Source organism: Pseudomonas sp. GT1P32 (assembly GCF_054897805.1).
Genome location: NZ_CM142704.1, coordinates 5,038,413 through 5,063,258 on the forward strand (window position 1 = coordinate 5,038,413; position 24,846 = coordinate 5,063,258).

At 59.5% G+C, this 24,846-nt stretch carries 26 protein-coding genes; 17 read left to right on the forward strand and 9 right to left on the reverse strand.

Translation table 11 applies throughout. The annotated features are described in order from the left end of the window. Positions 1-27: 27 nt before the first annotated feature. From ACYZUC_RS23020 to ACYZUC_RS23080, 13 genes are all read left to right on the forward strand, one after another. The gene (locus ACYZUC_RS23020; protein ID WP_003210977.1) at positions 28-657 is read left to right on the forward strand and encodes a response regulator; all 630 of its coding nucleotides are present in this window, start codon (positions 28-30) and stop codon (positions 655-657) included. 316 nt (positions 658-973) lie between these two features. Then, complete coding sequence (locus ACYZUC_RS23025) at positions 974-2,098, forward strand: ABC transporter ATP-binding protein (protein ID WP_461990612.1); 1,125 nt, start codon at positions 974-976, stop codon at positions 2,096-2,098. Positions 2,099-2,142: 44 nt separating this feature from the next. Next, positions 2,143-3,186, forward strand: coding sequence for an ABC transporter substrate-binding protein (locus tag ACYZUC_RS23030; protein WP_008035977.1), 1,044 nt, complete (start codon positions 2,143-2,145; stop codon positions 3,184-3,186). A gap of 206 nt (positions 3,187-3,392) precedes the next feature. Beyond that, positions 3,393-4,640 carry an ABC transporter permease gene (locus tag ACYZUC_RS23035; protein ID WP_461990615.1) on the forward strand — a complete coding sequence of 416 codons (1,248 nt, stop codon included), beginning with the start codon at positions 3,393-3,395 and terminating at the stop codon, positions 4,638-4,640. 13 nt (positions 4,641-4,653) lie between these two features. Next, the gene (locus ACYZUC_RS23040) at positions 4,654-5,478 is read left to right on the forward strand and encodes an ABC transporter permease (protein ID WP_192416834.1); all 825 of its coding nucleotides are present in this window, start codon (positions 4,654-4,656) and stop codon (positions 5,476-5,478) included. Between the two features lie 217 nt (positions 5,479-5,695). Beyond that, a complete protein-coding gene (locus ACYZUC_RS23045; RefSeq protein ID WP_461990617.1) occupies positions 5,696-6,844 on the forward strand; it encodes an iron-containing alcohol dehydrogenase in 1,149 nt (382 codons plus the stop codon). 80 nt (positions 6,845-6,924) lie between these two features. Then, positions 6,925-7,599 carry a ribulose-phosphate 3-epimerase gene (gene rpe / locus ACYZUC_RS23050; RefSeq protein WP_008027088.1) on the forward strand — a complete coding sequence of 225 codons (675 nt, stop codon included), beginning with the start codon at positions 6,925-6,927 and terminating at the stop codon, positions 7,597-7,599. Next, the gene (locus ACYZUC_RS23055; protein ID WP_461990620.1) at positions 7,596-8,414 is read left to right on the forward strand and encodes a phosphoglycolate phosphatase; all 819 of its coding nucleotides are present in this window, start codon (positions 7,596-7,598) and stop codon (positions 8,412-8,414) included. Before rpe ends, ACYZUC_RS23055 begins: the two co-directional genes overlap by 4 nt. Positions 8,415-8,485: 71 nt before the next feature. Continuing rightward, positions 8,486-9,967, forward strand: coding sequence for an anthranilate synthase component I (trpE, locus tag ACYZUC_RS23060; RefSeq protein WP_192416836.1), 1,482 nt, complete (start codon positions 8,486-8,488; stop codon positions 9,965-9,967). Positions 9,968-10,074: 107 nt separating this feature from the next. Next, positions 10,075-10,668: an aminodeoxychorismate/anthranilate synthase component II gene (locus tag ACYZUC_RS23065; RefSeq protein ID WP_096514722.1), complete on the forward strand. Its 594-nt coding sequence runs from the start codon at positions 10,075-10,077 to the stop codon at positions 10,666-10,668. 9 nt (positions 10,669-10,677) lie between these two features. After that, positions 10,678-11,727, forward strand: a complete 1,050-nt coding sequence (gene trpD, locus ACYZUC_RS23070) for an anthranilate phosphoribosyltransferase (protein ID WP_461990622.1) — start codon at positions 10,678-10,680, stop codon at positions 11,725-11,727. Next, the gene (gene trpC, locus ACYZUC_RS23075) at positions 11,724-12,560 is read left to right on the forward strand and encodes an indole-3-glycerol phosphate synthase TrpC (RefSeq protein ID WP_008035982.1); all 837 of its coding nucleotides are present in this window, start codon (positions 11,724-11,726) and stop codon (positions 12,558-12,560) included. The genes trpD and trpC overlap by 4 nt, the downstream gene beginning before the upstream one ends. A 155-nt stretch (positions 12,561-12,715) precedes the next feature. Beyond that, complete coding sequence (locus ACYZUC_RS23080; RefSeq protein ID WP_461990625.1) at positions 12,716-13,417, forward strand: lipoate--protein ligase family protein; 702 nt, start codon at positions 12,716-12,718, stop codon at positions 13,415-13,417. On the opposite strand, the gene crp is transcribed toward ACYZUC_RS23080, so the two are convergent. Further along, a complete protein-coding gene (crp, locus tag ACYZUC_RS23085) occupies positions 13,414-14,058 on the reverse strand; it encodes a cAMP-activated global transcriptional regulator CRP (protein ID WP_008027103.1) in 645 nt (214 codons plus the stop codon). The two genes, ACYZUC_RS23080 and crp, sit on opposite strands and share 4 nt — an antisense overlap. A gap of 230 nt (positions 14,059-14,288) precedes the next feature. Between crp and ACYZUC_RS23090 the strand changes: the two genes are divergently transcribed. Both ACYZUC_RS23090 and speD read left to right on the forward strand, forming a co-directional pair. After that, positions 14,289-14,711, forward strand: a complete 423-nt coding sequence (locus ACYZUC_RS23090) for an OsmC family protein (protein ID WP_007941657.1) — start codon at positions 14,289-14,291, stop codon at positions 14,709-14,711. A gap of 239 nt (positions 14,712-14,950) precedes the next feature. Then, a complete protein-coding gene (gene speD / locus ACYZUC_RS23095) occupies positions 14,951-15,745 on the forward strand; it encodes an adenosylmethionine decarboxylase (RefSeq protein WP_461990628.1) in 795 nt (264 codons plus the stop codon). Positions 15,746-15,921: 176 nt separating this feature from the next. Here speD and coq7 read toward each other — a convergent pair whose 3' ends face one another. From coq7 to hemJ, 6 genes are all read right to left on the reverse strand, one after another. Continuing rightward, positions 15,922-16,569, reverse strand: a complete 648-nt coding sequence (gene coq7 / locus ACYZUC_RS23100; protein ID WP_008027108.1) for a 2-polyprenyl-3-methyl-6-methoxy-1,4-benzoquinone monooxygenase — start codon at positions 16,567-16,569, stop codon at positions 15,922-15,924. A 170-nt stretch (positions 16,570-16,739) separates the two neighbouring features. Then, entirely contained in the window at positions 16,740-17,078 is a 339-nt protein-coding gene (locus ACYZUC_RS23105; protein WP_008027110.1) for a histidine triad nucleotide-binding protein, read from the reverse strand. An 81-nt stretch (positions 17,079-17,159) separates the two neighbouring features. Then, positions 17,160-17,948 (reverse strand): SDR family NAD(P)-dependent oxidoreductase, encoded by a 789-nt coding sequence (locus ACYZUC_RS23110; protein WP_461990631.1) that lies wholly within the window; start codon positions 17,946-17,948, stop codon positions 17,160-17,162. Positions 17,949-18,010: 62 nt separating this feature from the next. Then, entirely contained in the window at positions 18,011-18,988 is a 978-nt protein-coding gene (locus tag ACYZUC_RS23115; RefSeq protein WP_461990633.1) for a DUF805 domain-containing protein, read from the reverse strand. A gap of 92 nt (positions 18,989-19,080) precedes the next feature. After that, entirely contained in the window at positions 19,081-20,049 is a 969-nt protein-coding gene (locus tag ACYZUC_RS23120; RefSeq protein WP_461990635.1) for an NAD(P)H-dependent flavin oxidoreductase, read from the reverse strand. A gap of 33 nt (positions 20,050-20,082) precedes the next feature. Next, positions 20,083-20,511 (reverse strand): protoporphyrinogen oxidase HemJ, encoded by a 429-nt coding sequence (gene hemJ / locus ACYZUC_RS23125; protein WP_008027117.1) that lies wholly within the window; start codon positions 20,509-20,511, stop codon positions 20,083-20,085. Positions 20,512-20,646: 135 nt separating this feature from the next. Between hemJ and argC the strand changes: the two genes are divergently transcribed. Together argC and erpA are read left to right on the forward strand one after the other, a co-directional pair. Then, positions 20,647-21,681, forward strand: a complete 1,035-nt coding sequence (gene argC, locus ACYZUC_RS23130; protein WP_008035993.1) for an N-acetyl-gamma-glutamyl-phosphate reductase — start codon at positions 20,647-20,649, stop codon at positions 21,679-21,681. 168 nt (positions 21,682-21,849) lie between these two features. Beyond that, entirely contained in the window at positions 21,850-22,200 is a 351-nt protein-coding gene (gene erpA / locus ACYZUC_RS23135) for an iron-sulfur cluster insertion protein ErpA (RefSeq protein ID WP_007947969.1), read from the forward strand. 66 nt (positions 22,201-22,266) lie between these two features. On the opposite strand, the gene ACYZUC_RS23140 is transcribed toward erpA, so the two are convergent. Both ACYZUC_RS23140 and ACYZUC_RS23145 read right to left on the reverse strand, forming a co-directional pair. Continuing rightward, positions 22,267-23,358, reverse strand: coding sequence for an anhydro-N-acetylmuramic acid kinase (locus ACYZUC_RS23140; RefSeq protein WP_461990638.1), 1,092 nt, complete (start codon positions 23,356-23,358; stop codon positions 22,267-22,269). Positions 23,359-23,361: 3 nt separating this feature from the next. After that, positions 23,362-24,780, reverse strand: a complete 1,419-nt coding sequence (locus ACYZUC_RS23145) for a peptidoglycan DD-metalloendopeptidase family protein (RefSeq protein WP_461990640.1) — start codon at positions 24,778-24,780, stop codon at positions 23,362-23,364. Between the last annotated feature and the right edge of the window lie 66 nt (positions 24,781-24,846).

Below are 24,846 nucleotides of genomic sequence, written 5' to 3' on the forward strand. Positions count from 1 at the left end.
GATAGATCTTGAATCTGGAGAAAGACCGTGATCCGTGTACTGGTAGCCGAAGACCACACCATCGTTCGCGAAGGCATTAAACAATTGATCGGCCTGGCCAAGGACTTGCTGGTGGTGGGCGAGGCGAGCAATGGCGAGCAGTTGCTCGAGACCTTGCGTCATGTGCCTTGCGAAGTAGTGTTGCTGGACATCTCGATGCCGGGCGTCAATGGCCTGGAAGCGATCCCGCGGATTCGCGCACTGAACAATCCACCGGCGATTCTGGTGTTGTCGATGCACGACGAAGCGCAAATGGCTGCCCGGGCGTTGAAGGTCGGCGCGGCGGGTTACGCGACCAAGGACAGCGACCCGGCGCTGTTGCTGACGGCGATCCGCAAGGTCGCGGCGGGCGGTCGATACATCGACCCGGACCTGGCCGACCGCATGGTTTTCGAAGTCGGCCTGACCGATTCGCGGCCGCTGCATTCGTTGCTCTCGGAGCGTGAGTTCTCGGTGTTCGAACGCCTGGCCCAGGGCGCCAACGTCAACGACATCGCCCAGCAACTGGCCCTCAGCAGCAAAACCATCAGCACCCACAAGGCGCGGCTGATGCAGAAACTCAACATCACGTCCCTGGCCGAACTGGTGAAGTACGCCATGGAACACAAACTGCTCTGACACCCCAATCCCTTGTAGGAGCCGGCTTGCCGGCGATGGCACCCTCGAAATCGCCATCGCCGGCAAGCCGGGCTCCTACAGGAGATCGCATGCGCATATCCATTTGCGACATCCCGCCAAATAGCTATTGCCCGTTCCTGTGGGTTGCAGCTGAACACTCGCCGTCGACCTATCCAATCCCGCCATCCTTGTAGGGCAATCCCTACCCCCAACCTTCCATCCGGCTGAGGCGATTCTCTCCTGCGCCCCGATTTGCGTGCTCCCCAGCGTCCACTAGGCTTAGTCCACAGCAGTCATCAATAACAAAGGTGTGGGTATGAGCCAGGTCGATTCAAGTGCAGGGGCCAATGACATTCTGGTCAGCTTTCGTGGAGTGCAAAAGAGCTACGACGGCGAGAACCTGATCGTCAAAGACCTCAACCTGGACATTCGCAAAGGCGAGTTCCTCACGTTGCTCGGGCCGTCAGGTTCCGGCAAAACCACCAGCCTGATGATGCTCGCCGGTTTCGAAACCCCGACCGCCGGTGAAATCCTCCTGGCCGGGCGCGCCATCAACAACGTGCCGCCGCACAAGCGCGACATCGGCATGGTGTTCCAGAACTACGCACTGTTCCCGCACATGACCGTCGCCGAGAACCTCGCGTTCCCGCTGACCGTGCGCGGCTTGAACAAGAGCGACGTCAGCGACCGGGTCAAACGTGTCCTGAGCATGGTTCAGCTCGACACCTTCGCCCAGCGTTATCCGGCGCAACTGTCCGGTGGTCAGCAACAGCGTGTGGCCCTGGCCCGTGCATTGGTGTTCGAACCGCAGCTGGTGCTGATGGACGAACCCCTCGGCGCACTCGACAAACAACTGCGCGAACACATGCAGATGGAGATCAAGCATCTGCACCAGCGCCTCGGCGTGACCGTGGTCTACGTGACCCACGACCAGGGCGAAGCCCTGACCATGTCCGACCGTGTGGCGGTGTTCCATCAGGGCGAAATCCAGCAGATCGCCCCTCCACGCAGCCTCTACGAAGAACCGAAAAACACCTTCGTCGCCAACTTCATCGGCGAGAACAACCGTCTCAACGGCCGACTGCACAGCCAGACCGGCGATCGCTGCATCGTTGAACTCGGTCGCGGTGAAAAGGTTGAAGCGCTGGCGGTCAATGTCGGCAAGACCGGCGAACCCGTCACGCTGTCGATTCGTCCGGAACGCGTGAGCCTCAATGGTTCGAGCGAGTCCTGTGTCAACCGCTTCTCAGGGAGGGTGGCGGAATTCATCTATCTGGGCGACCACGTCCGGGTTCGCCTGGAAGTCTGCGGCAAGACCGACTTCTTCGTGAAACAACCGATTGCCGAGCTCGATCCCGCGCTCGCAGTCGGCGACGTGGTACCGCTTGGCTGGCAGGTCGAGCACGTTCGCGCGCTCGACCCACTTCTAGAGGCGAACTGATCGCCCCCTGCTTCAACCAACCCTGCACGTGGAGAGAACAATAAATGTTGAGATCCCTGAAATTCACCGCCCTGGTCATGGGCATGATCGGTGCGGCACACGCGATGGCGGCGGGCCCGGACCTGACCGTGGTGTCCTTTGGCGGGGCGAACAAGGCCGCGCAGGTCAAAGCCTTCTACGCACCGTGGGAAGCGGCGGGTAACGGCAAGATCGTAGCGGGCGAGTACAACGGCGAGATGGCCAAAGTCAAAGCCATGGTCGACACCAAGAGCGTGTCCTGGGACCTGGTAGAAGTTGAGTCGCCAGAACTGTCCCGCGGTTGCGACGAAGACATGTTCGAGCAACTCGATCCGGCGCTGTTCGGCAAGACCGAAGACTACGTCAAAGGCGCTATCCAGCCTTGCGGCGTAGGTTTCTTCGTGTGGTCGACCGTGTTGGCCTACAACGCCGACAAGCTGGCCTCCGCACCCACCAGCTGGGTGGATTTCTGGGACACCAAGAAATTCCCGGGCAAGCGCGGCCTGCGTAAAGGCGCCAAGTACACCCTGGAATTCGCACTGATGGCCGACGGCGTTGCGCCGAAAGACGTCTACAAAGTGCTGGCCGGCAAAGACGGTCAGGACCGCGCGTTCAAGAAGCTCGATGAGCTGAAACCAAACATCCAGTGGTGGGAAGCCGGTGCACAACCGCCGCAATACCTCGCTTCCGGTGACGTGGTCATGAGCTCGGCCTACAACGGCCGGATCGCTGCCGTGCAGAAAGAAAGCAACCTGAAAGTCGTGTGGAACGGCGGTATCTACGACTTCGACGCATGGGCCATTCCAAAAGGCCTGGACAAGGCACGTGCTGAAGCGGCGAAGAAATTCATCGCGTACTCGGTGGCGCCGCAGCAGCAGAAGACTTACTCGGAAAACATCGCCTACGGCCCGGCCAACACCCAAGCCGTACCGCTGTTGTCCAAGGACGTCCTGAAAGACATGCCGACCACCCCGGAAAACATCGCCAACCAAGTGCAGATCGACGTCAGCTTCTGGGCTGACAACGGCGAGCAACTGGAACAGCGCTTCAATTCCTGGGCTGCGAAATAAGACCACCCCGTGGGCTTATCGACTCCTGTAGGAGCGAGGCTCGCCCGCGAAGACGTCAGCACATTCAACATCAATGTTGACTGACACGCTGCCTTCGCGAGCAAGCTTCGCTCCTACGGGGGGGATGTGTAGTTATCAAGAACAGAGGCGGCCTCGCGGTCAAAGGAGGCCTCCTCTGTAACGATCAAAGATTTCCGGAGTACGCCATGGCCACCGCCATTCCCCTGAACGCGGGCACTGACCCCACCTTGAAGCAGCGGCTCAAGCACGCCGAGCGGATCAACCGCTGGAAGGCCCAGGCCTTGATCGCGCCATTGGTGCTGTTTCTGTTGCTGGTGTTCCTGGTGCCCATCGTGGCGCTGCTCTACAAAAGCGTTGGTAACCCGGAAGTGGTCGGCGGCATGCCGCGCACCGTGGCGGCCATCGCCAGTTGGGACGGCCGTGGTCTGCCCGCTGAACCGGTTTACAAAGCGGCTAGCGAAGACCTCGCTGAAGCGCGCAAGAATCAGACCCTGGGCGACCTGTCCAAGCGCTTGAACATGGAGTTGGCCGGCTATCGCAGCCTGCTGACCAAAACCGCCCGCTCGTTGCCGTTCGCTACCGAACCGGCCTCTTATAAAGAAGCGCTGGAAGGGCTCGACGAGCGTTGGGGCGACCCGGCCTACTGGCAAGCGGTGCGCCGCAACACCAGCAGCATCACGCCGTACTATTTGCTGGCAGCGGTCGATCACCGCATCGACGACCTTGGCGAAATCGCCCAGGCCACGCCCGATCAGGCGATCTACCTCGACATCTTCGCCCGCACCTTCTGGATGGGCCTGATCATCACCGCCATTTGCCTGGTGCTCGCCTATCCGTTGGCTTACCTGCTGGCCAACCTGCCGTCGCGTCAAAGCAACCTGCTGATGATCCTGGTGCTGCTGCCGTTCTGGACCTCGATTCTGGTGCGCGTCGCCGCATGGATCGTATTGCTGCAATCGGGCGGGCTGATCAACAGCGGCCTGATGGCCATGGGCATCATCGATAAACCGCTGGAGCTGGTGTTCAACCGCACCGGGGTTTACATCTCGATGGTGCACATCCTGCTGCCGTTCATGATCCTGCCGATCTACAGCGTGATGAAAGGTATCTCGCCGACCTACATGCGCGCCGCGATTTCCCTCGGCTGCCACCCGTTCGCCAGTTTCTGGCGGGTGTACTTCCCGCAGACCTATGCCGGTGTCGGCGCCGGTTGCCTGTTGGTGTTCATCCTCGCCATCGGCTACTACATCACCCCGGCCTTGCTGGGCAGCCCGAACGATCAGATGGTCAGTTACTTCGTCGCCTTCTACACCAACACCAGCATCAACTGGGGCATGGCGACCGCACTCGGTGGGCTGCTGCTGTTGGCGACCGTGGTGCTTTATCTGATTTACAGCTGGTTGGTGGGCGCCAGTCGCCTGCGCCTGAGCTAAGGGGAGAATCGAAATGCTGAGTCCTTACATGTCGCCCATCGAACGGGTGTGGTTCTACAGCTTGCGGATTCTCTGCGGCTTGATTTTGCTGTTCCTGATCCTGCCGGTGCTGGTGATCATCCCGTTGTCGTTCAACTCGGGCAGTTTCCTGGTCTATCCACTGCAAGGTTTTTCGCTGCACTGGTATCAGGACTTCTTCGCCTCGGCGGAATGGATGCGTGCACTGAAGAACAGCATCATCGTCGCCCCGGCGGCGACCGTGCTGGCGATGGTGTTCGGTACGCTGGCGGCGATTGGCCTGACTCGGGGCGACTTCCCGGGCAAGGCGCTGGTGATGGCGTTGGTGATTTCGCCGATGGTGGTGCCGGTGGTGATCATCGGTGTCGCGAGTTACCTGTTCTTTGCACCGCTGGGCCTGGGTAACAGCTTCTTCTCGTTGATCGTGGTGCACGCGGTGTTGGGCGTGCCGTTTGTGATCATCACGGTGTCGGCGACGTTGCAGGGGTTTAACCACAACCTGGTGCGCGCCGCTGCCAGCCTCGGTGCTTCGCCGCTGACCGCGTTCCGCCGCGTGACCTTGCCACTGATCGCGCCGGGAGTGATCTCCGGTGCACTGTTTGCCTTCGCGACCTCGTTCGATGAAGTGGTGGTGACGCTGTTCCTCGCCGGTCCCGAGCAAGCGACCTTGCCTCGGCAGATGTTCAGCGGTATCCGCGAAAACCTCAGCCCGACGATTGCCGCCGCGGCAACGCTGCTGATCGCCTTCTCGGTGATCCTGCTGCTGACCCTGGAATGGCTGCGTGGCCGCAGCGAGAAACTGCGCACCGCCCAGGCCTGATCAGCTTTTGATTTTGTAGGAGCGAAGCTTGCTCGCGAAGAGGCCAGCACATTCAGCATAAATGTTGACTGACATGGCCCCTTCGCGAGCAAGCTTCGCTCCTACATTAGATTTGTGTTGTTTCCATGTTTGATCATTCACGCCCTGAATAGCAGACAAACCCCAATCCCCAGCTACTATTGTGCCCAGCTCCCCTATCTATAAGAGGCTGCGCACGATGAGTCTTTCCTCTTTCAAAATCGCACACAAACTGATCACCGGCGCAGCTGCCATCGAGCAACTGTCCGCCGAGCTCACACGTCTGGACATCGACAACCCGCTGATCGTCACCGACGCCGCGCTGGTCAAGTCCGGCACGGTGGAGCTGGCGCTCGCGCAGTTGGGGGAGCGTAGCTACGAAATTTTCGACCGTGTACTGCCAGACCCGGAAATCGCCATCGTCGAAGACTGCATGCGCGTTTACCGCGAAGGCGGGCACGACGGGCTGATCGGCCTGGGCGGCGGCAGCGCGATCGACATCGCCAAAAGTGTTGCAGCGTATGCCGGTTATCACGGCGCGCTGGAGGATCTGTTCGGCATCGACCAGGTGCCGCGTAAAGGTCCACCGCTGATCGCCATCCCGACCACCGCCGGCACCGGCTCGGAAGTGACCAACGTAGCGATCCTCTCCGACAAGGTCGCGCAGCTGAAAAAGGGCATCATCAGCGACTATCTGTTGCCCGACGTGGCGCTGGTCAGCCCGCAAATGACCCTGACCTGCCCGCGCAGTGTCACCGCCGCCAGTGGCGTCGATGCGCTGGTGCACGCCATCGAATCTTATTTGTCCCTCAATGCTTCAGCGATTACCGACGCGCTGGCCATCGGCGCGATCAAGTTGATCACCCAGGCGTTACCCAAGGCCTACGCCAATCCCTCCAATCTGCAGGCGCGTGAAGACATGGCCACCGCCAGCCTGATGGCCGGCATGGCGTTCGGCAATGCCGGGGTCGGCGCGGTGCATGCGCTGGCGTATCCGCTGGGCGGACGTTTCAACATCGCCCACGGCGTCAGCAACGCCTTGTTGCTGCCGTACGTCATGACCTGGAACAAGATGGCCTGCGTCGAACGCATGCAGGATATTGCCGAAGCCATGGGCGTGAAGACCGCTCATCTGAGCGCCAATGAAGCGGCCGACAAAGCCGTGGAGGCGATGACCGAACTGTGCGCGGCGGTAGAAATCCCGCCGGGCCTGCGCAGTTTCGGCGTTCCCGAGGATGCGATCCCGGCAATGGCCCTGGAAGCCGCGGGAATCGAGCGCCTGATGCGCAACAATCCACGCAAACTGAGTGCGATTGATATCGAGAGGATCTACCGCGCGGCCTACTGATCATCGTCCTTACGGTGCGCGCGTCAAAGCATGAGGTATACAATGCGCGCCATCGTGATTCTGCTCAGAAAAGGTGCGTCATGCAGCCCTTCGTAATTGCTCCGTCGATTCTCTCCGCCGATTTCGCCCGCCTGGGTGAAGAAGTGGACAACGTTCTGGCCGCCGGCGCCGACTTCGTGCACTTCGATGTCATGGACAACCACTACGTGCCGAACCTGACCATCGGCCCGATGGTCTGTGCCGCGCTGCGCAAGTACGGCGTAACCGCGCCGATCGACGCGCACCTGATGGTCAGCCCGGTGGACCGCATCGTTGGCGACTTCATCGAGGCCGGCGCGACTTACATCACCTTCCACCCGGAAGCCTCTCAGCACGTCGACCGTTCCCTGCAACTGATCCGCGAAGGCGGCTGCAAGTCGGGCCTGGTGTTCAACCCAGCGACCCCGCTGGACGTGCTCAAGTACGTGATGGACAAGGTCGACATGATCCTGCTGATGAGCGTCAACCCGGGCTTCGGCGGGCAGAAGTTCATCCCCGGCACCCTCGACAAGCTGCGTGAAGCACGTGCGTTGATCGATGCCTCGGGCCGTGACATCCGCCTGGAAATCGACGGCGGTGTGAACGTGAACAACATTCGTGAAATCGCGGCTGCTGGTGCCGATACCTTCGTGGCCGGCTCGGCGATCTTCAACGCGCCGAACTACCAGGAAGTCATCGAGAAGATGCGTTCCGAACTGGCGCTGGCCCGCCCATGAGTGGCTTTGAGCAGCTGTTCCCGGGGAGCCTGCCACGGCTGGTGATGTTCGATCTGGACGGCACGCTGGTCGACTCGGTCCCTGACCTCGCCGCGGCGGTGGATAACATGCTGCTCAAACTCGGGCGCCAGCCTGTCGGCATCGAATCGGTGCGTGACTGGGTCGGTAACGGCGTGCACATGCTGGTGCGCCGGGCCCTGGCTAATCACATCGACGCCGAAGGTGTCGATGATGTCGAGGCTGAACATGCCCTGGAATTGTTCAACGGCTTTTACGAGGACGGTCACGACCTGACGGTGGTTTACCCCGGCGTGCGTGACACCCTCAAGTGGCTGAACAAGCAAGGCGTGGAGATGGCGCTGATCACCAACAAGCCGGAGCGCTTCGTCGCGCCGTTGCTGGATCAGATGAAGATCGGCCGCTATTTCAAATGGATCATCGGCGGCGATACCCTGCCGCAGAAGAAACCTGACCCGGCTGCGCTGTTTTTTGTGATGAAAATGGCCAACATCCCGGCGTCGCAATCGCTGTTTGTCGGCGATTCGCGCAGTGATGTGCTGGCGGCGAAAGCGGCGGGGGTCAAATGCGTGGCCCTCAGTTATGGCTATAACCACGGTCGACCGATTGCCGAAGAGTCGCCGGCGCTGGTCATCGACGACCTGCGCAAGCTAATTCCCGGTTGCCTGGATCCGGCCGCTGAGATAACGTTGGCCGACGCTGTTCAACCCCCTTCTGGAAACGCCATCGTGGTGGTCACCCGCAAACTCTGGATGAAAGTCATCAAGGCCCTGGCCCGCTGGCGTTGGCGCGCCTGACTTGTTCCTGGCCGGTCTACCGGCGCGTTTGCATACCTGACTGTTAGCACCTCAAGCCACGAGGCTACCCCATGATCCGCGAAGAATTCCTGCGTTTGGCCGCTGCCGGCTACAACCGCATCCCGCTTGCCTGCGAAACCCTGGCCGACTTCGACACGCCGCTGTCGATCTACCTGAAACTGGCTGACGAGCCCAATTCCTACCTGCTCGAATCCGTGCAGGGCGGGGAGAAGTGGGGCCGTTACTCGATCATCGGCCTGCCGTGCCGCACCGTGCTGCGGGTTCATGACCATCACATCAGCGTGACCCATGACGGCGTCGAGATCGAAAGCCATGAAGCGCAAGACCCGCTGGCGTTCGTCGAAGAATTCAAAGCCCGTTACAACGTACCGACCATCCCCGGCCTGCCACGCTTCAACGGCGGCCTGGTGGGTTACTTCGGTTACGACTGCGTGCGTTATGTGGAGAAGCGTCTGGGCAAGTGCCCGAACCCGGATCCTCTGGGCGTGCCGGACATTCTGCTGATGGTGTCCGATGCGGTGGTGGTGTTCGACAACCTCGCCGGCAAAATGCACGCGATTGTCCTGGCCGACCCGTCGCAGGACGATGCCTTCGAGCAAGGTCAGGCGCGCCTGCAAGAGCTGCTGGAAAAACTCCGTCAGCCAATTACCCCGCGCCGAGGCCTGGACTTCAGCAAGCAACAATCGGCTGACCCGGTGTTCCGCTCCAGTTTCACCCAGGACGATTACGAAAAAGCCGTCGACACCATCAAGGAATACATCCTGGCCGGTGACTGCATGCAGGTCGTGCCGTCCCAGCGCATGTCGATCGACTTCAAGGCGGCGCCGATTGATCTGTATCGGGCGCTGCGTTGCTTCAACCCGACGCCTTATATGTACTTCTTCAACTTCGGCGACTTCCACGTCGTCGGCAGTTCACCGGAAGTGCTGGTGCGGGTCGAAGACAATCTGATCACCGTTCGCCCGATTGCCGGCACTCGCCCACGCGGGGCTAACGAAGAGGCGGACCTGGCGCTGGAGAAAGACCTGCTCTCCGACGACAAGGAAATCGCCGAACACCTGATGCTGATCGATCTGGGTCGTAACGACACCGGTCGCGTATCGGAAATCGGCTCGGTGAAGCTCACCGAGAAAATGGTTATCGAGCGCTATTCCAACGTGATGCACATTGTTTCCAACGTCACCGGGCAACTGAAAGCCGGGCTGACGGCGATGGACGCATTGCGGGCGATCCTGCCGGCGGGCACCTTGTCCGGCGCACCGAAGATTCGCGCGATGGAAATCATCGACGAACTGGAGCCGGTCAAGCGTGGCGTCTATGGCGGCGCGGTCGGTTACTTCGCCTGGAACGGCAACATGGACACGGCGATTGCGATCCGCACCGCCGTGATCAAGAACGGCGAACTGCACGTGCAGGCCGGTGGCGGCATCGTTGCCGACTCGGTGCCGGCGCTGGAATGGGAAGAAACCCTGAACAAGCGTCGTGCCATGTTCCGCGCAGTCGCCCTGGCTGAACAAACCCCGGAAAGCTGACCGATGAACGTGACCCGTATGCCATGTCGCTTTGGCTGACAAAGCGCTGCGGGTCGCTCCTTCGAAGGCAGCCTTTATAGTCCGTGAATTCAAGAGGTTCTCAAGCCATGTTGCTGATGATCGATAACTACGACTCTTTTACCTACAACGTTGTGCAATACCTCGGTGAGCTAGGCTCCCAGGTCAAAGTTGTGCGCAACGATGAACTGACCGTTGCCGAAATCGAAGCCCTCAACCCTGAGCGCATCGTTGTATCGCCCGGTCCTTGCACGCCGACCGAAGCGGGCGTCTCGATTGACGTCATCAAGCATTTCGCCGGCAAACTGCCGATTCTCGGCGTGTGCCTGGGCCATCAATCCATCGGCCAGGCTTTCGGCGGCGATGTGGTTCGTGCCCGCCAGGTGATGCACGGCAAGACCAGCCCGGTGTTCCACGAGGACAAAGGTGTCTTCGAAGGCCTGAACAATCCGCTGACCGTCACGCGTTATCACTCGTTGATCGTCAAGCGCGAAACCTTGCCGGACTGCCTGGAGCTGACCGCCTGGACTCAGCTTGAAGACGGTTCGGTCGACGAAATCATGGGCCTGCGCCACAAGACGCTGAACATTGAAGGTGTGCAGTTCCACCCTGAGTCTATCCTGACCGAACAGGGCCACGAGCTGTTCGCCAACTTCCTCAAACAAACCGGCGGCACGCGCTAAGGACTTTCCATGAATATCAAGACAGCCCTCAGCCGTATCGTCGATCACCTCGACCTCAGCACCGATGAAATGCGCGATGTGATGCGCGAGATCATGACCGGGCAATGCACGGACGCGCAGATCGGCGCGTTCATGATGGCCATGCGCATGAAGAGCGAAAGCATCGACGAGATCGTCGGCGCCGTGTCTGTCATGCGCGAGCTGGCGGACAAGGTCGAACTGAAGACCCTCGACGGCGTGGTTGATGTGGTCGGTACCGGCGGCGATGGGGCGAACATTTTCAACGTCTCGACGGCTTCTTCCTTTGTGGTGGCAGCCGCCGGTTGCACCGTGGCCAAACACGGTAACCGTGCGGTCTCGGGCAAAAGCGGCAGCGCCGATCTGCTGGAGGCGGCGGGCATCTACCTGAACCTGACGCCGGTTCAGGTGGCGCGTTGCATCGACAACGTCGGCATCGGTTTCATGTTTGCCCAGACTCATCACAAAGCCATGAAATACGCCGCCGGCCCGCGCAAGGATCTTGGTCTGCGTACCCTGTTCAACATGCTCGGCCCGCTTACGAATCCGGCCGGCGTGAAGCATCAGGTGGTGGGCGTGTTCAATCAGGCGTTGTGCCGGCCATTGGCCGAAGTCTTGCAGCGTCTGGGCAGCAAGCATGTGCTGGTGGTGCACTCGAAAGACGGTCTGGACGAATTCAGCCTGGCGGCGCCAACCTTTGTCGCCGAACTGAAGAATGACCAGATCACCGAGTATTGGGTCGAGCCAGAAGATTTGGGCATGAAGAGCCAGAGCCTGCACGGCCTGGCGGTGGAAAGCCCGGCCGCTTCGCTTGAGCTGATTCGCGATGCCCTGGGCAAGCGCAAGACCGAGAGCGGTCAGAAAGCTGCCGAGATGATCGTGCTCAATGCCGGTGCTGCACTCTACGCCGCCGACCTGGCAACCAGTTTGAAAGAAGGCGTTGCCCTGGCGCACGATGCGCTGCACACAGGCCTCGCTCGGGAAAAACTTGAGGAGTTGGGTGCATTTACCGCGGTATTCAAAGTGGAGAATGAGGGATGAGTGTACCGACGGTTCTGGAAAACATTCTGGCGCGCAAAGTCCAGGAAGTCGCCGAGCGTAGCGCTCGTGTGAGCCTGGCCGAGCTGGAAAGTCTGGCCAAGGCGGCCGATGCACCCCGTGGTTTTGCCAAGGCATTGCTGGCGCAGGCCAAGCTAAAGCAGCCAGCGGTCATTGCTGAAATCAAGAAAGCTTCGCCGAGCAAAGGCGTGATTCGCGAGAACTTCGTTCCTGCCGATATCGCCAGGAGCTACGAGAAGGGCGGCGCGACTTGCTTGTCGGTGCTCACCGATATCGATTATTTCCAGGGTGCAGATGCGTATCTGCAACAGGCCCGGGCGGCGTGCAAACTGCCGGTGATCCGCAAGGATTTCATGATCGACCCGTATCAGATCGTCGAAGCCCGTGCATTGGGCGCCGACTGCGTGCTGTTGATCGTCTCCGCGCTGGACGACGTGAAAATGGCCGAGCTGGCGGCGGTGGCGAAAAGTGTTGGTCTCGATGTGTTGGTGGAAGTCCATGACGGCGACGAACTGGAGCGGGCCTTGAAAACCCTCGACACGCCGCTGGTCGGCGTGAACAACCGCAACCTGCACACCTTCGATGTCAGTCTGGAAACCACGCTGGATTTGTTGCCGCGGATTCCGCGTGACCGGTTGGTGATCACTGAAAGCGGCATCCTCAATCGGGCCGATGTCGAGCTGATGGAAATCAGCGACGTGTATGCGTTCCTGGTCGGCGAAGCGTTCATGCGCGCCGAAAGCCCGGGCACCGAGCTTCAGCGTCTGTTCTTCCCGGAGCGTGGTGTTCCGGTGAGTGGTTCGACACTCGACTGAAGACATGTCGGAAACCGCGGTGTGGCCTTCGCGAGCAAGCCCGCTCCCACATTGGATCGCCGTTGTCTGGACGGAAGCGAACTAATGTGGGAGCGGGCTTGCTCGCGAAGAGGCCCTTCAATTCCCCAAAAAATTCATGCTTTGTGGAGCAGTCCATGACCCAGCCGACCAATCTAACCGTTGAAGCGGGCCTGCAAGCCGAACAGGATTTGCTGGCCTCCGTCTGCACCGGCGACTCGGAATTCGGTTTGCTGTTCTGGCAGCCTAGCGATCACGCACTGGTCATGCCACGCCGCCTGAATCGCCTGCCCGGTTTCGATGCCGCTTGCGAAGTATCGGCGGCAGCAGGCTGGCCAGTCCTTTTGCGTGAAACCGGCGGTGAGCCCGTGCCGCAGTCGGCTTCCACCATCAACATTGCACTGGTCTACGCGCCACCGCGTAGCGAGGGCGACCAGAACCGCATCGAATCCGCCTATCGCAGGCTCTGCGATCCGATCTGTCAGTTGCTGGATGAACTGGGCGGCGTTTCGTCCCTGGGCGAAATCGACGGCGCATTTTGCGATGGTCGTTTCAACGTCAATCTCGACGGTCGCAAGATGGTCGGCACCGCCCAGCGCTGGCGCCAGAGCAAGGGCGGCACGCGTCCGGTCGGGTTGGTGCACGGTGCGTTGTTGCTGGATAACGAGCGCGAATCGATGGTCGCCGCGGTCAATCGCTTCAATGAGGCGTGCGGCCTGGAACAACGGGTCCGCGCCGAGAGCCACATCGCGCTCCATGAGAAGTTCGCCGCACCTGACGCATTGGCACGGCTCGACACGCTCTATCGCCAGTTGCTGGCGGAGATGTTCAAGGCTTAGCGCGTCCCGAAGACCACCATGGTCTTGCCTTTGACATCTACCAGGTTGCGTTCTTCCAGATCTTTAAGGACGCGACCGACCATCTCCCGGGAACACCCGACAATCCGCCCGATTTCCTGACGGGTCACCTTGATCTGCATGCCATCGGGGTGGGTCATCGCATCGGGCTGTTTGCACAATTCCAGCAGGCAACGGGCAACTCGGCCTGTCACGTCGAAGAATGCGAGGTCACCGACCTTGCGCGTGGTGTTGCGCAGGCGCTGTGCGATTTGTCCGCTAAGTACGTAAAGAATGTCCGGGTCTTGCTGGGACAGTTCGCGGAATTTGGCGTAGCTGATTTCCGCGACTTCGCACTCGATCTTGGCGCGCACCCAGGCGCTGCGTTCCTGTTCGAGACCGGCCTGTTCAAACAGACCCAACTCGCCGAAGAAGTCTCCGGAGTTCAGGTAGGCAATGATCATTTCACGGCCGTCGTCATCCTCGATCAGAATGGTGACCGAGCCTTTGATGATGAAGAACAGCGTCTCCGAGCGGTCGCCGGCGCAAATGATATTGCTCTTGGCCGCATAGCGACGGCGCTGGCAATGCATCAACAGCTTGTCGAGGTTCTTGATCTTGGGTGTAGGGGCAATAGCAACCATGGTTGTATCCCGAAAAGACTGCACGGTGTGTTTGGTTTTTTTATGAGGCGCTGAGGTTGCTACAAGGCTGGCAATGCGCCAGCGAATTGGCGCCAGCTTAACAGACACTTCCTGCAATATTCGAGATTTTACCTACAAAGCAGAAGGTTATGTCCTAGGACGGTGAGCGCTGTCAATCCAGGGCCCTGTGCTAAGCTGGCGACCCTTTTTTATACAGTGGAGTCTTGGCGATGAAGGCACGCATCCAATGGGCTGGCGAAGCCATGTTCCTCGGCGAATCCGGTAGCGGTCATGTCGTGGTCATGGACGGTCCGCCCGATGCCGGTGGTCGTAACCTGGGTGTCCGGCCGATGGAAATGCTCCTGCTGGGTGTCGGCGGTTGCAGCAATTTCGACGTGGTCAGCATTCTCAAGAAATCCCGTCAGGCCGTCGAAAGCTGCGAAGCCTTCCTCGAAGCCGAGCGCGCGACCGAGGACCCGAAGGTCTTCACCAAGATCCACATGCACTTCGTGGTCAAGGGCCGCGGGCTGAAAGAAGCCCAGGTCAAGCGCGCCATCGAGCTGTCTGCCGAGAAGTATTGCTCGGCCTCGATCATGCTCGGCGCGGCGGGTGTCGCGATTACCCACGACTACGAAATCATCGAACTCGGTTGATTCGACATTCAACTATCATAAAAGCGGTGCAGACTCTGGCGATCCCAAGCTGACGTCTGCATAATGCGCCACTTTTTTCAGGGTAGTGGTCCGTCAACCGACAGGCCGCTCGCCCGAACAGACAACCAAAATCGCCATCGCGAAGAGGTGTTAACCGTCCTACGCAGGTGCGTCGTACGCATCTGACGGGCATGCTTGATCACGCGGCCCGGGCCGCAATACATAGAGAGTTTTTAACGGTGAAAAGCAAACTCAAGCTCCACGGGTTCAATAACCTGACAAAGACCTTGAGCTTCAACATCTATGACATCTGCTACGCGGAAACCCCGCAAGACCAGCAGGCTTACGTCGAGTACATCAATGAAGAGTACAACGCGAAACGCCTGACGCAGATCCTCACTGAAGTTGTCGATATCATTGGTGCCAACATCCTGAACATTGCCAGTCAGGACTACGACCCACAGGGCGCCAGCGTCACGATTCTGATCTCTGAAGAGCCGGTGACCCCGACCGACAGCCAGATCGAAGAGTCTCCGGGCCCGTTGCCCGAAATCATCCTGGCCCACCTCGACAAGAGCCACATCACGGTGCACACCTACCCGGAAATCCATCCGGACGACGGTATCGCGACCTTCCGTGTGGACATTGACGTGTCGACCTGTGGCGTCATTTCACCGCTTAAAGCGCTCAACTTCCTGATTCACCAGTTCGATTCGGACATCGTGACCGTGGATTATCGTGTGCGCGGTTTCACCCGTGACGTCGAAGGCAACAAGCACTTCATCGATCACGAGATCAACTCGATTCAGAACTACCTGTCCGAAGACACCCGCGACGCGTACCAGATGACCGACGTGAACGTGTACCAGGAAAACCTGTTCCACACCAAAATGCTGTTGAAGAACTTCGAACTGGATAACTACCTGTTCGGCGACGCGACCAACAACCTGTCCACTGAGCAACGTGCCCAAGTGACGGATCGTGTGAAACACGAAATGCTCGAAATCTTCTACGCGCGCAACATGCCGACCTAAGATTCTCGCGAGCACAAAAAAAGGCGACTCCCTCACGGCAGTCGCCTTTTTCATGTCTTGCCCTTGTAGGAGCAAGCTTGCTCGCGATGGACGTTAACGATAACGCGTGTTTTCTGGATAAGCGCGTTGCCCTCAGGTTTATCGCGAGCAAGCTCGCTCCTACAAAAAATCTGAAATCAGATCCGATAAGTACTCTTGGTCATCACCTTGGCCATCAAACTCATCCCGAACTTCACCGGCGCCGGAAAACGAAAGCCCCCAGCCTCCAGCGCACTTTCGGCATGTTGCTCTTCATCAACACGCATCTGCTCAAGAATCGCCCGGGACTTTTCGTCCTCGGCCGGCAACTGCTCAAGGTGTTCGTTCAAGTGCTTGCACACCTGGTGCTCGGTAGCTGCAACGAAACCCAGGCTGACCTTATCGCTGATCAACCCGGCCACTGCGCCAATCCCGAATGACATGCCGTAGAACAGCGGATTGAGAATGCTGGTATGGCTGCCCAACTGTTTGATGCGTTGCTCGCACCAGACCAAGTGGTCGATTTCTTCTTCGGCAGCATGTTCCATGGCGGCGCGCACCTGCGGCAACTTGGCGGTCAGGGCCTGCCCCTGATACAACGCCTGGGCGCAGACTTCGCCGGTATGGTTGATGCGCATCAGACCGGCGACGTGCCGGGTGTCTTCGTCGCTCATTTGCGTTTCCGGCTGCACGATCGCAGGGGACGGACGGTACGGCTGGCCGCTGAAGGGCAGCAGGGTACGCATCGCGGCGTCGGCTTGCAGCAGAAGACGGTCAATGGGCGAGTAGTGACGTTGGGTAGTCATGCTGATCTCCGGGAGGAATCTCGGCGGCCAGTTTAACCCAATCGGCCGTGGAAGGTTTGCGCTGGGTCATTGCGACGCAGGCTGCATCTGTAGGAGCCGGCTTGCCGGCGATGGCGCTCTCGATGACGCCATCGCCGGCAAGCCGGGCTCCTACAAGGGCGGGGTATGGATCAACCCGGCGGCCAGTGCATCTGACGCTGACCCAGCACATGCATATGAATGTGGTACACAGTCTGCCCACCTTCTTCATTGCAGTTCATGACAACGCGAAAACCTTTTTCGCAGCCCAGTTCCAGTGCCAGGCGCTGGGCAGTGAACAGAATATGCCCGGCCAATGCCTTGTCGTCCTCGGTGAGGTCGTTCAAGGTACGCACCGGTTTCTTCGGGATCACCAGAAAATGCACCGGTGCCTGCGGGGCGATGTCGTGGAAGGCCAGTACCTGGTCGTCCTCGTAAATGATCTTCGCCGGGATTTCCCGGTTGATGATCTTGGTGAACAGAGTATCCACAGCTGTTTTCTCCGTTGTTTGGGCTGGCCTGAGTGTACTCATGGGGGATCCCCGAGCCCAGCCTTTTGCCTTGAAGCCAGGTCAGCGCGGGCAATAGGCCTTGTTGACCATGCCTGTGATGGTCCTGATCAGCCAGCGTGAGCCGAGCCGTGGCAGGAAAGCGAACCAGCGGTTCAGCCGACCCGGAATAATAATGGCGCGATTCTTATCCAGAGCCCGCACGGTATAGAGCGCGACTTCCTCGGGACTCATCATCAGTTTGCTATCGACCAGTTTGTCGCTGTTCAGTTGTGCGGTGCGGAAAAACGCGGTGCGGGTCGGGCCGGGGCAGAGTACGGAAACCTTGACTGCGCATTTCTTCAGCTCGACGCGCAACCCTTCGGAAAAGTGCAGTACATAGGCTTTGCTGGCGTAGTAAGTGCTCATCCACGGGCCGGGATGGAACGCTGCAACCGAGGCGACGTTCAAAATCTGCCCGCCACCCTGCAAGGCCATGCTGTTGCCGATGGCATGGCACAGGCGAGTGAGGGCCAGAATGTTCACTTCGATCAAGTCTTGTTCGGTCATCCAGTCCTGCGCCAGGAATGGGCCGCAGGTGCCGATGCCGGCGCAGTTCACCAGCAAGTCGATCTGCCGGTCGCCTTCTTCCAGTTCCAGCAGAAACCCGGACAGGCGCAGCGGCTCGCCGAGGTCGCAGGCGCGGAACAATACCTCCACGCCAAAACGTTGGGTCAATTCAATTGCAATACTTTCCAGCTGATCACGCTGTCGGGCCACCAGAATCAGGCTACGGCCACGGCGGGCCAGCGCTTCGGCCATCGCCAGGCCGATGCCGCTGGAAGCGCCAGTGATCAGAGCGTAACGGGTCATGCAGTTCTCCATCGCAACAGCTCCGCGCCGGCGACGCAGGTGTCACGGGCGGGGAGCGCTGTTCATTCTTTCGCAGAGTCTACAGGGGCCAAGGCTTCTTCGGCTTCATCGTCTGTGGAATCCGGCACTTCTTCAGCCTCAGCGGCGGGCTCGACTTCCACTTCTTCGGTGGTTACCGAGCTGCTGTCATAGCTGAGTCCGGCAGCGTCTTCGTACTCTTGCTGGATCGCACTGAAACCGCCAGCCAATGCACCGATAAAGACGATGGCAATGAATACCACCCACAGTGAAGACAACACTTTGACTGCCGTGCTGTTCGGCGGTGGTGGTGGGCCGTAGCGATTGGCGATGGTGTTGCCCGGCACGCACATGATCACAAACGGAAAGAAGCTGCCTATAAATGGCACGAGATTGAGCAGCCAGAGCCAGCCGGACCAGCCGATGTCGTGCAGGCGCTGAACGCTGATCTGAATGCTGACGACCGCGATGGCGATGCACAGGAGCACCACCACCAGGCCGCCGACAATCAGGCCTGCGGTCGAATCGCTGGCGATCAGGGCAATGGCGAAAATGGCGACGACCGACCCGACGCCGAGCATGACCAGCGTCAGCACCATGGTCCAGGCCAGATAGCGCAAACGGCCGATGCGTCCTTCGACGCCAAAAGGCTTGAGCGTGCCGAACGGCGGCAGGTTTTCGCCGACCCTGGCCTGGGGTGGTGCGTACGGCGACTCCGGTTCTGCGAATACGGGTTTGCTGCTGGCGGGGGCGTGGTGGTGTGCATCGGCCAGGTTCAGTTCAATCGAGGGCTCGGCTTCAATGCGGGCGTTTATGCCGGTTTTCGTCAGCGCCTGAAGGTAGGTTTGCGCGTCAGTCTGCGACAGGCCTTGCTTGAGCGTAACCGCTTGCCCGGTGAACAGTCGTTCGACGGCTGCCACTTCGCTTTTGTACAACGCCGCCAGATTGAGTTTCGCGGTGGTGAGGTCGATCCCCGGCAACAGAGCGCCGTCGAATACGATCTTGAAACGGTTGTCGCTCATTGCGAAGCATCCTTGTCGCGAGTGTTTGAACAGTTAGAGAGTTGCGAGCCCGGAGTGTAAGGCCAGTCGACGATGACTGGCCAAATTTCCTGCTAACGCGGCCAGCGTTTCGGCAGTTGTGCTGCCAGCTCCAGCGCCTGGCGGTATTCAGCGTCCAGCCGGGCAACCAATTGATCCACGCTCGGTAAATCGTCTATCTCTCCGACGCCCTGGCCGGCGGACCACACGGTTTTCCAGGCCTTGGCTTCATCGCTCAATGGCTTGAGCTTGGAGCCGAAGTTGACCTCGCCCTTGTTTTGCAGCGCTGCCATGTCGAACCCGGCAGCTTCCAGGCTTTGACGCATGAAACTCGCCGGAACACCCGATACCGCCGGAGTGTGAATGATGTCTGCCGCTCTGGATGTCAGCAGCATCTCCTTGTAGGCGTCAGGTGCATGACTTTCGGTGGTGCCGATAAATCGCGTACCGAAGTAGGCCAGATCCGCACCGAGCAATTGTGCCGCGAGTATCTCGTGACCGTGATTGAGGCAGCCGGCCAGCAACAGCGTCTTGTCGAAGAACTGGCGGATTTCGGCAATCAGCGAAAACGGGCTCCAGGTACCCGCGTGTCCACCGGCGCCCGCGGCAACGGCGATCAAGCCGTCTACGCCTGCCTCCGCTGCTTTCTCTGCGTGGCGACGAGTCGTTACGTCATGGAACACCAGGCCGCCGTAGCTGTGGACTGCGTCGACCACCTCTTTCACGGCGCCAAGGCTGGTGATCACGATCGGCACCTTGTGCTCGATGCAGATCTCCAGGTCCGCTTGCAGGCGCGGGTTACTGTTGTGGACGATCAGGTTCACGGCGTAAGGCGCCGGGTTTTCCAGTGTCGCCAACCCTGCTTCGATCTCTTCCAGCCAGGCCTTGAAGCCGCTGCTCTCACGCTGGTTCAGCGCGGGGAAGCTGCCCACCACGCCATTACGGCAGCAGGCGAGTACCAGTTGCGGGTTGGAAATCAGGAACATCGGCGCTGCCACCACGGGCAGACGCAAACGTTGTTCGAGCAAAGCGGGCAGCGACATTGGAAGTACCCCGGTGAGTGGTGCTGATTGAAGTTAGAACGGCCGAACGACGACCAGAATTACGATAGCCAGCAATATCAGAACCGGCACTTCATTGAACCAGCGATAAAAGACATGGCTGCGGGTGTTCTCGCCACGGGCAAATCGTTTCACCTGCGCGCCGCACATGTGGTGGTAGCCGATCAGGATCACCACCAGCGTCAATTTGGCGTGAATCCAGGCACCTTGGCTGAATATGCCTGGGTTCAGCCCGATCAGCGCAATGCCGAAAACCAGCGTGGCGATCATCGCCGGGCCCATGATGCCGCGATACAACTTGCGCTCCATCAGGCTGAAGCGTTCCTTGCTGACGGTGTCTTCGCTTTGGGCGTGATAGACGAACAGGCGCGGCAGGTAAAACAGGCCGGCAAACCAGCAGACCATGCTGATGATATGAAGCGCTTTGAGCCACAGATAAAGCATTTTTAGTTATTCCCAGGTTCACGGTAGCGAAGATAGTAGAGGGTAGAGCGTCCGCACGTCACCTTGACGGTTGTCGCAGGGCGATACGGGCCCTATTATCGACGGCTTTCCAGTGGGTTCGTTGAGGGCAGGTTTATGGTCAAGGTCGGTATCGTCGGCGGCACGGGTTACACCGGTGTCGAACTGCTGCGTCTGTTGGCACAGCATCCGCAAGCAGAAGTGGTGGTGATCACTTCCCGATCCGAGGCCGGTCTGGCCGTGGCTGATATGTATCCGAACCTGCGTGGCCATTACGACGGCCTGGCGTTCAGCGTTCCGGACATCAAGACCCTGGGCGCCTGCGACGTGGTGTTCTTCGCCACGCCTCACGGTGTTGCTCACGCGCTGGCCGGTGAACTGCTGGCGGCCGGAACCAAGGTCATCGACCTGTCGGCGGACTTCCGTCTGCAAGATGCCGATGAGTGGGCCAAGTGGTACGGCCAGCCGCACGGTGCGCCGCAGCTGCTGGAAGAAGCGGTCTATGGCTTGCCGGAAGTCAATCGCGAGCAGATCAAGCAGGCTCGCCTGATCGCCGTACCGGGCTGCTATCCAACGGCTACGCAATTGGGTTTCCTGCCATTGCTCGAAGCCGGTCTGGCCGATACCACTCGCTTGATCGCTGACTGCAAATCCGGCGTCAGCGGTGCCGGTCGTGGTGCTGCCGTAGGTTCGCTGTACTCCGAAACGTCGGAAAGCATGAAGGCCTACGCCGTGAAAGGTCACCGTCACTTGCCAGAAATTCGCCAGGGTCTGCGTCGTGCTGCAGGAAAGGATGTCGGTCTGACCTTCGTTCCGCACCTGACGCCGATGATTCGCGGCATTCACTCGACGCTCTACGCGACGGTCGTGGATCGTTCGGTGGATCTGCAGGCGCTGTTTGAAAAGCGCTATGCCAACGAGCCGTTCGTTGATGTGATGCCAGCAGGCAGCCATCCGGAAACCCGCAGCGTGCGCGGCGCCAACGTCTGCCGTATCGCCGTGCATCGTCCGCAGGACGGTGACCTGGTGGTGGTGTTGTCGGTCATCGATAACCTGGTCAAGGGTGCGTCGGGTCAAGCGGTACAGAACCTGAACATCCTGTTCGGTCTGGATGAGCGTCTGGGCTTGTCGCACGCCGGCATGCTGCCGTAAGGGTTTAGTCTGCTCAGCAAAAAGGCCCGTTGAACGGGCCTTTTTGCGTTTCGAACCGGCAATCGGGTTTATTGATATACCGTAACAATAGTTGACCGCTTTTCTAGGAGAAGCGGATAATGCTCGTCATCACGCATTATGGCGGCGTAACGCCGGGAGATAGTCAGCATGAGCGTCGAATCCTTCACCCCCACGGCTTTGCAATTCACCCACGGTGCCGCGCACAAGGTGAAGAGCCTGGTCGATGAAGAGGGGAATGATCGCTTGAAGCTGCGCGTATTCGTTACGGGCGGCGGTTGTTCAGGTTTTCAGTACGGCTTCACCTTCGATGAAGAAGTGGCCGATGACGACACCATCGTCGAGCGCGAGGGCGTGAGCCTGGTCGTCGATCCGATGAGCTTCCAGTACCTGGCAGGCGCCGAAGTGGATTATCAGGAAGGTCTGGAAGGTTCGCGATTCGTCATCAAGAATCCGAACGCCAGCACCACGTGTGGCTGCGGCTCTTCGTTCTCGATCTGATCGCGATTCACCGCATTACAAACGCCGCATGGCCTCAGGGCTCTGCGGCGTTTTGCTGTCTGGCGTTCAGGCTGGGTAGATGGCGCCGAGTACGCGCAGGCCGCGAGCGCCGGTGACGCTTGGACGATTGGCCGCGATGCCTTCCAGGCAGCAATGAGCCAGCCAGGCGAAGGCCATGGCTTCGACCCAGTCCGGGTCAACGCCATGAGTGGCGGTGCTGCTGACGTTCGCGTTTGGCAGCAGGCTGGCCAGGCGCTTCATCAGCGTGGCGTTGTGCGCACCGCCGCCGCAGACCAGCAACTCTCGGGTATCCGCTTGGGCGCTTTGCAATGATTCGACGATGGTCAGTGCGGTCAGCTCAAGCAGCGTTGCTTGCACGTCTTCGGCGGCGAAGGTCGGCAAATGCGAAAGATGCTGTGTCAGCCATGGCAGATTGAACACTTCACGACCGGTGCTCTTCGGGCCTTTGGTCACGAAGAACGGATCACTGAGTAGCGCTTTCAACAGAACAGGTTCGACTTGACCGCTGGCTGCCCATTGGCCGTCACGATCAAAGTTTTCGCCGCGTTGCTGATGAATCCACGCGTCCAGCAGTACGTTCCCGGGGCCGCAGTCGAAACCGGCTACGGGTTGGCCGGGTTCGATCAGGCTGAGGTTGCTGAAACCGCCGACGTTCAATACCGCGCGGTTGCCTGCCTGCTCTTCAAACAGCGCTTCGTGAAACGCTGGCACCAGTGGTGCGCCTTGCCCACCGGCCGCAACGTCGCGACTGCGAAAGTCACTGACCACGGTGATGCCGGTCAATTCGGTCAGCAGGGCAGGGTTACCGATCTGTACCGTGAAGCCGCGCGCCGGTTCGTGGCGAATGGTCTGGCCATGGCTGCCAATCGCGCGAATGTCTTCGGGTTTCAGGTTTTGTTGATCAAGAAGGGTATGAATGCCTTGCGCCGCCAGGGTGACCCAGTTTTGCTGGGCGATGGCGGAGCGGGCAATCTCGTCCGGGCCGCTGGCGCACAAGCCAAGCAGCTCGGTGCGCAGGGAATCAGGCATGGGAATGTAGTGCGTGGCGACCAGTCTGATCGCCGGGTTCAGCTCAACCAGCGCGATGTCCAGGCCATCGAGACTGGTTCCGGACATCACACCTATATAGAGCGTCATGGATTAGCGCTTGCTCGAAGCCAGTTGGGTGGATTTCTCTTGATCCATGCGCGCCATCAGAGGCTGACTCTGCGCGAGGAAACGTGCCCGTTCTGCTTTTGAAATTGGATCGGCCATCGCCACTTTTTGACCCAGCGGATCGACGTGCACACCATTGACCTGGAACTCGTAGTGCAGATGCGGTCCAGTGGACAGGCCGGTAGTGCCGATGTAGCCAATCACTTGACCCTGCTTGACGGAGCTGCCGGTCTGGACACCTTTCGCAAAGCCCTGCATATGGCCGTACAGCGTGCGATAAGTGTTGCCGTGCTGGATGATCACGGTATTGCCATAACCGCCGCGACGGCCGGCCAACAACACCTTGCCGTCACCGGCCGCCTTGATTGGCGTGCCGCGCGGAGCTGCGTAGTCGACACCTTTGTGAGCGCGGATCTTGTTCAGGATCGGGTGTTTGCGGCCCATGGAGAATTTCGAGCTGATGCGGGCAAAGTCTACCGGGGTGCGGATAAACGCCTTGCGCATGCTGTTGCCGTCAGCAGTGTAGTAGCTGCTGTTGCCTTGTTTGTTGGTGTAACGCACGGCGGTGTAGGTCTTGCCGCGGTTGGTGAAGCGTGCGGAAAGGATCGGGCCATTGCCGACAGCCTTGCCGTTGACGACTTTCTGTTCGTAGATCACGTCGAACTCGTCACCCTGGCGAATATCCTGGGCGAAGTCGACGTCATAGCCAAACACGCTGGCCATGTCCATGGTCAGGCTGTGGGACAGGCCGGCGCGCGCTGCGGACTGCGACAACGAGCTGTTGATCACGCCGTGAACGTAGGCGGAGCGCACCGTAGGCTTGGCGGTGATGCGGTTGAACACATAACCCTTGTCATTCTTGGTCAGGGTGATGCTTTCGAGGTCGCTGACCTTGCTGTGCAGGTTGGTCAGCTGGCCTTCGGGGTTCAGTTCGAATTCGAGTTTCTGGCCATGTTTGAGTTGGCTGAATTGCTTGGCCTGCTTGTCGCTGGCCAATACTTCATGCACCGAAGTGGCCGGAAGGCCGACTTTCTCGAACAGCGTGGAGAGCGTGTCACCTTTGGCGACTGTCACTTCCCTGTGGTTGGGCCCCTTCTTTTCTTCGACGACCGGCGCGGGTTTGGCCTGGGCAGTTTCCTGGGACTCTTCGGCGCCGTTTTCGATCTGCGCAAAAGGGGAAGTTACCGGCTCATTTGTGGCTTGGGCGGCGTCGGCGGCGTCTTGATCTTGTGTCAGTTGTTCAGCAGGGCTTTCCAGTTCAAGACTCAGGGTCGTCTTTTTGGCTTCTACATCACTGGAAGGAAATACCAGAAGCGCCAGGCTCAGAAGGGCGGCGATACCACTTGCTGCGAGCAGGTGGGTCTTCGGGTAAAGCGGAGGCGCTTTAGACGATTCTTTGGTCATAGGTAATTTTGACTTTGAAAAAGATGAATTGGAAAAGATGAATGACATGATGAAGATGAAATAACT

Excerpts from the sequence above, each read along its gene's own strand:
- ACYZUC_RS23055 (WP_461990620.1), top strand. The coding sequence starts at position 7,596 with ATGAGTGGCTTTGAGCAGCTGTTCCCGGGGAGCCTGCCACGGCTGGTG.
- argC (WP_008035993.1), top strand. The coding sequence starts at position 20,647 with ATGGTCAAGGTCGGTATCGTCGGCGGCACGGGTTACACCGGTGTCGAA.
- ACYZUC_RS23065 (WP_096514722.1), top strand. The coding sequence starts at position 10,075 with ATGTTGCTGATGATCGATAACTACGACTCTTTTACCTACAACGTTGTG.
- ACYZUC_RS23120 (WP_461990635.1), bottom strand. The coding sequence starts at position 20,049 with ATGTCGCTGCCCGCTTTGCTCGAACAACGTTTGCGTCTGCCCGTGGTG.
- ACYZUC_RS23040 (WP_192416834.1), top strand. The coding sequence starts at position 4,654 with ATGCTGAGTCCTTACATGTCGCCCATCGAACGGGTGTGGTTCTACAGC.
- hemJ (WP_008027117.1), bottom strand. The coding sequence starts at position 20,511 with ATGCTTTATCTGTGGCTCAAAGCGCTTCATATCATCAGCATGGTCTGC.
- rpe (WP_008027088.1), top strand. The coding sequence starts at position 6,925 with ATGCAGCCCTTCGTAATTGCTCCGTCGATTCTCTCCGCCGATTTCGCC.
- erpA (WP_007947969.1), top strand. The coding sequence starts at position 21,850 with ATGAGCGTCGAATCCTTCACCCCCACGGCTTTGCAATTCACCCACGGT.
- ACYZUC_RS23145 (WP_461990640.1), bottom strand. The coding sequence starts at position 24,780 with ATGACCAAAGAATCGTCTAAAGCGCCTCCGCTTTACCCGAAGACCCAC.
- crp (WP_008027103.1), bottom strand. The coding sequence starts at position 14,058 with ATGGTTGCTATTGCCCCTACACCCAAGATCAAGAACCTCGACAAGCTG.
- ACYZUC_RS23045 (WP_461990617.1), top strand. The coding sequence starts at position 5,696 with ATGAGTCTTTCCTCTTTCAAAATCGCACACAAACTGATCACCGGCGCA.
- ACYZUC_RS23110 (WP_461990631.1), bottom strand. The coding sequence starts at position 17,948 with ATGACCCGTTACGCTCTGATCACTGGCGCTTCCAGCGGCATCGGCCTG.
- trpD (WP_461990622.1), top strand. The coding sequence starts at position 10,678 with ATGAATATCAAGACAGCCCTCAGCCGTATCGTCGATCACCTCGACCTC.
- ACYZUC_RS23025 (WP_461990612.1), top strand. The coding sequence starts at position 974 with ATGAGCCAGGTCGATTCAAGTGCAGGGGCCAATGACATTCTGGTCAGC.
- ACYZUC_RS23115 (WP_461990633.1), bottom strand. The coding sequence starts at position 18,988 with ATGAGCGACAACCGTTTCAAGATCGTATTCGACGGCGCTCTGTTGCCG.
- ACYZUC_RS23035 (WP_461990615.1), top strand. The coding sequence starts at position 3,393 with ATGGCCACCGCCATTCCCCTGAACGCGGGCACTGACCCCACCTTGAAG.
- ACYZUC_RS23090 (WP_007941657.1), top strand. The coding sequence starts at position 14,289 with ATGAAGGCACGCATCCAATGGGCTGGCGAAGCCATGTTCCTCGGCGAA.
- ACYZUC_RS23140 (WP_461990638.1), bottom strand. The coding sequence starts at position 23,358 with ATGACGCTCTATATAGGTGTGATGTCCGGAACCAGTCTCGATGGCCTG.
- trpC (WP_008035982.1), top strand. The coding sequence starts at position 11,724 with ATGAGTGTACCGACGGTTCTGGAAAACATTCTGGCGCGCAAAGTCCAG.
- coq7 (WP_008027108.1), bottom strand. The coding sequence starts at position 16,569 with ATGACTACCCAACGTCACTACTCGCCCATTGACCGTCTTCTGCTGCAA.
- ACYZUC_RS23030 (WP_008035977.1), top strand. The coding sequence starts at position 2,143 with ATGTTGAGATCCCTGAAATTCACCGCCCTGGTCATGGGCATGATCGGT.
- ACYZUC_RS23080 (WP_461990625.1), top strand. The coding sequence starts at position 12,716 with ATGACCCAGCCGACCAATCTAACCGTTGAAGCGGGCCTGCAAGCCGAA.
- trpE (WP_192416836.1), top strand. The coding sequence starts at position 8,486 with ATGATCCGCGAAGAATTCCTGCGTTTGGCCGCTGCCGGCTACAACCGC.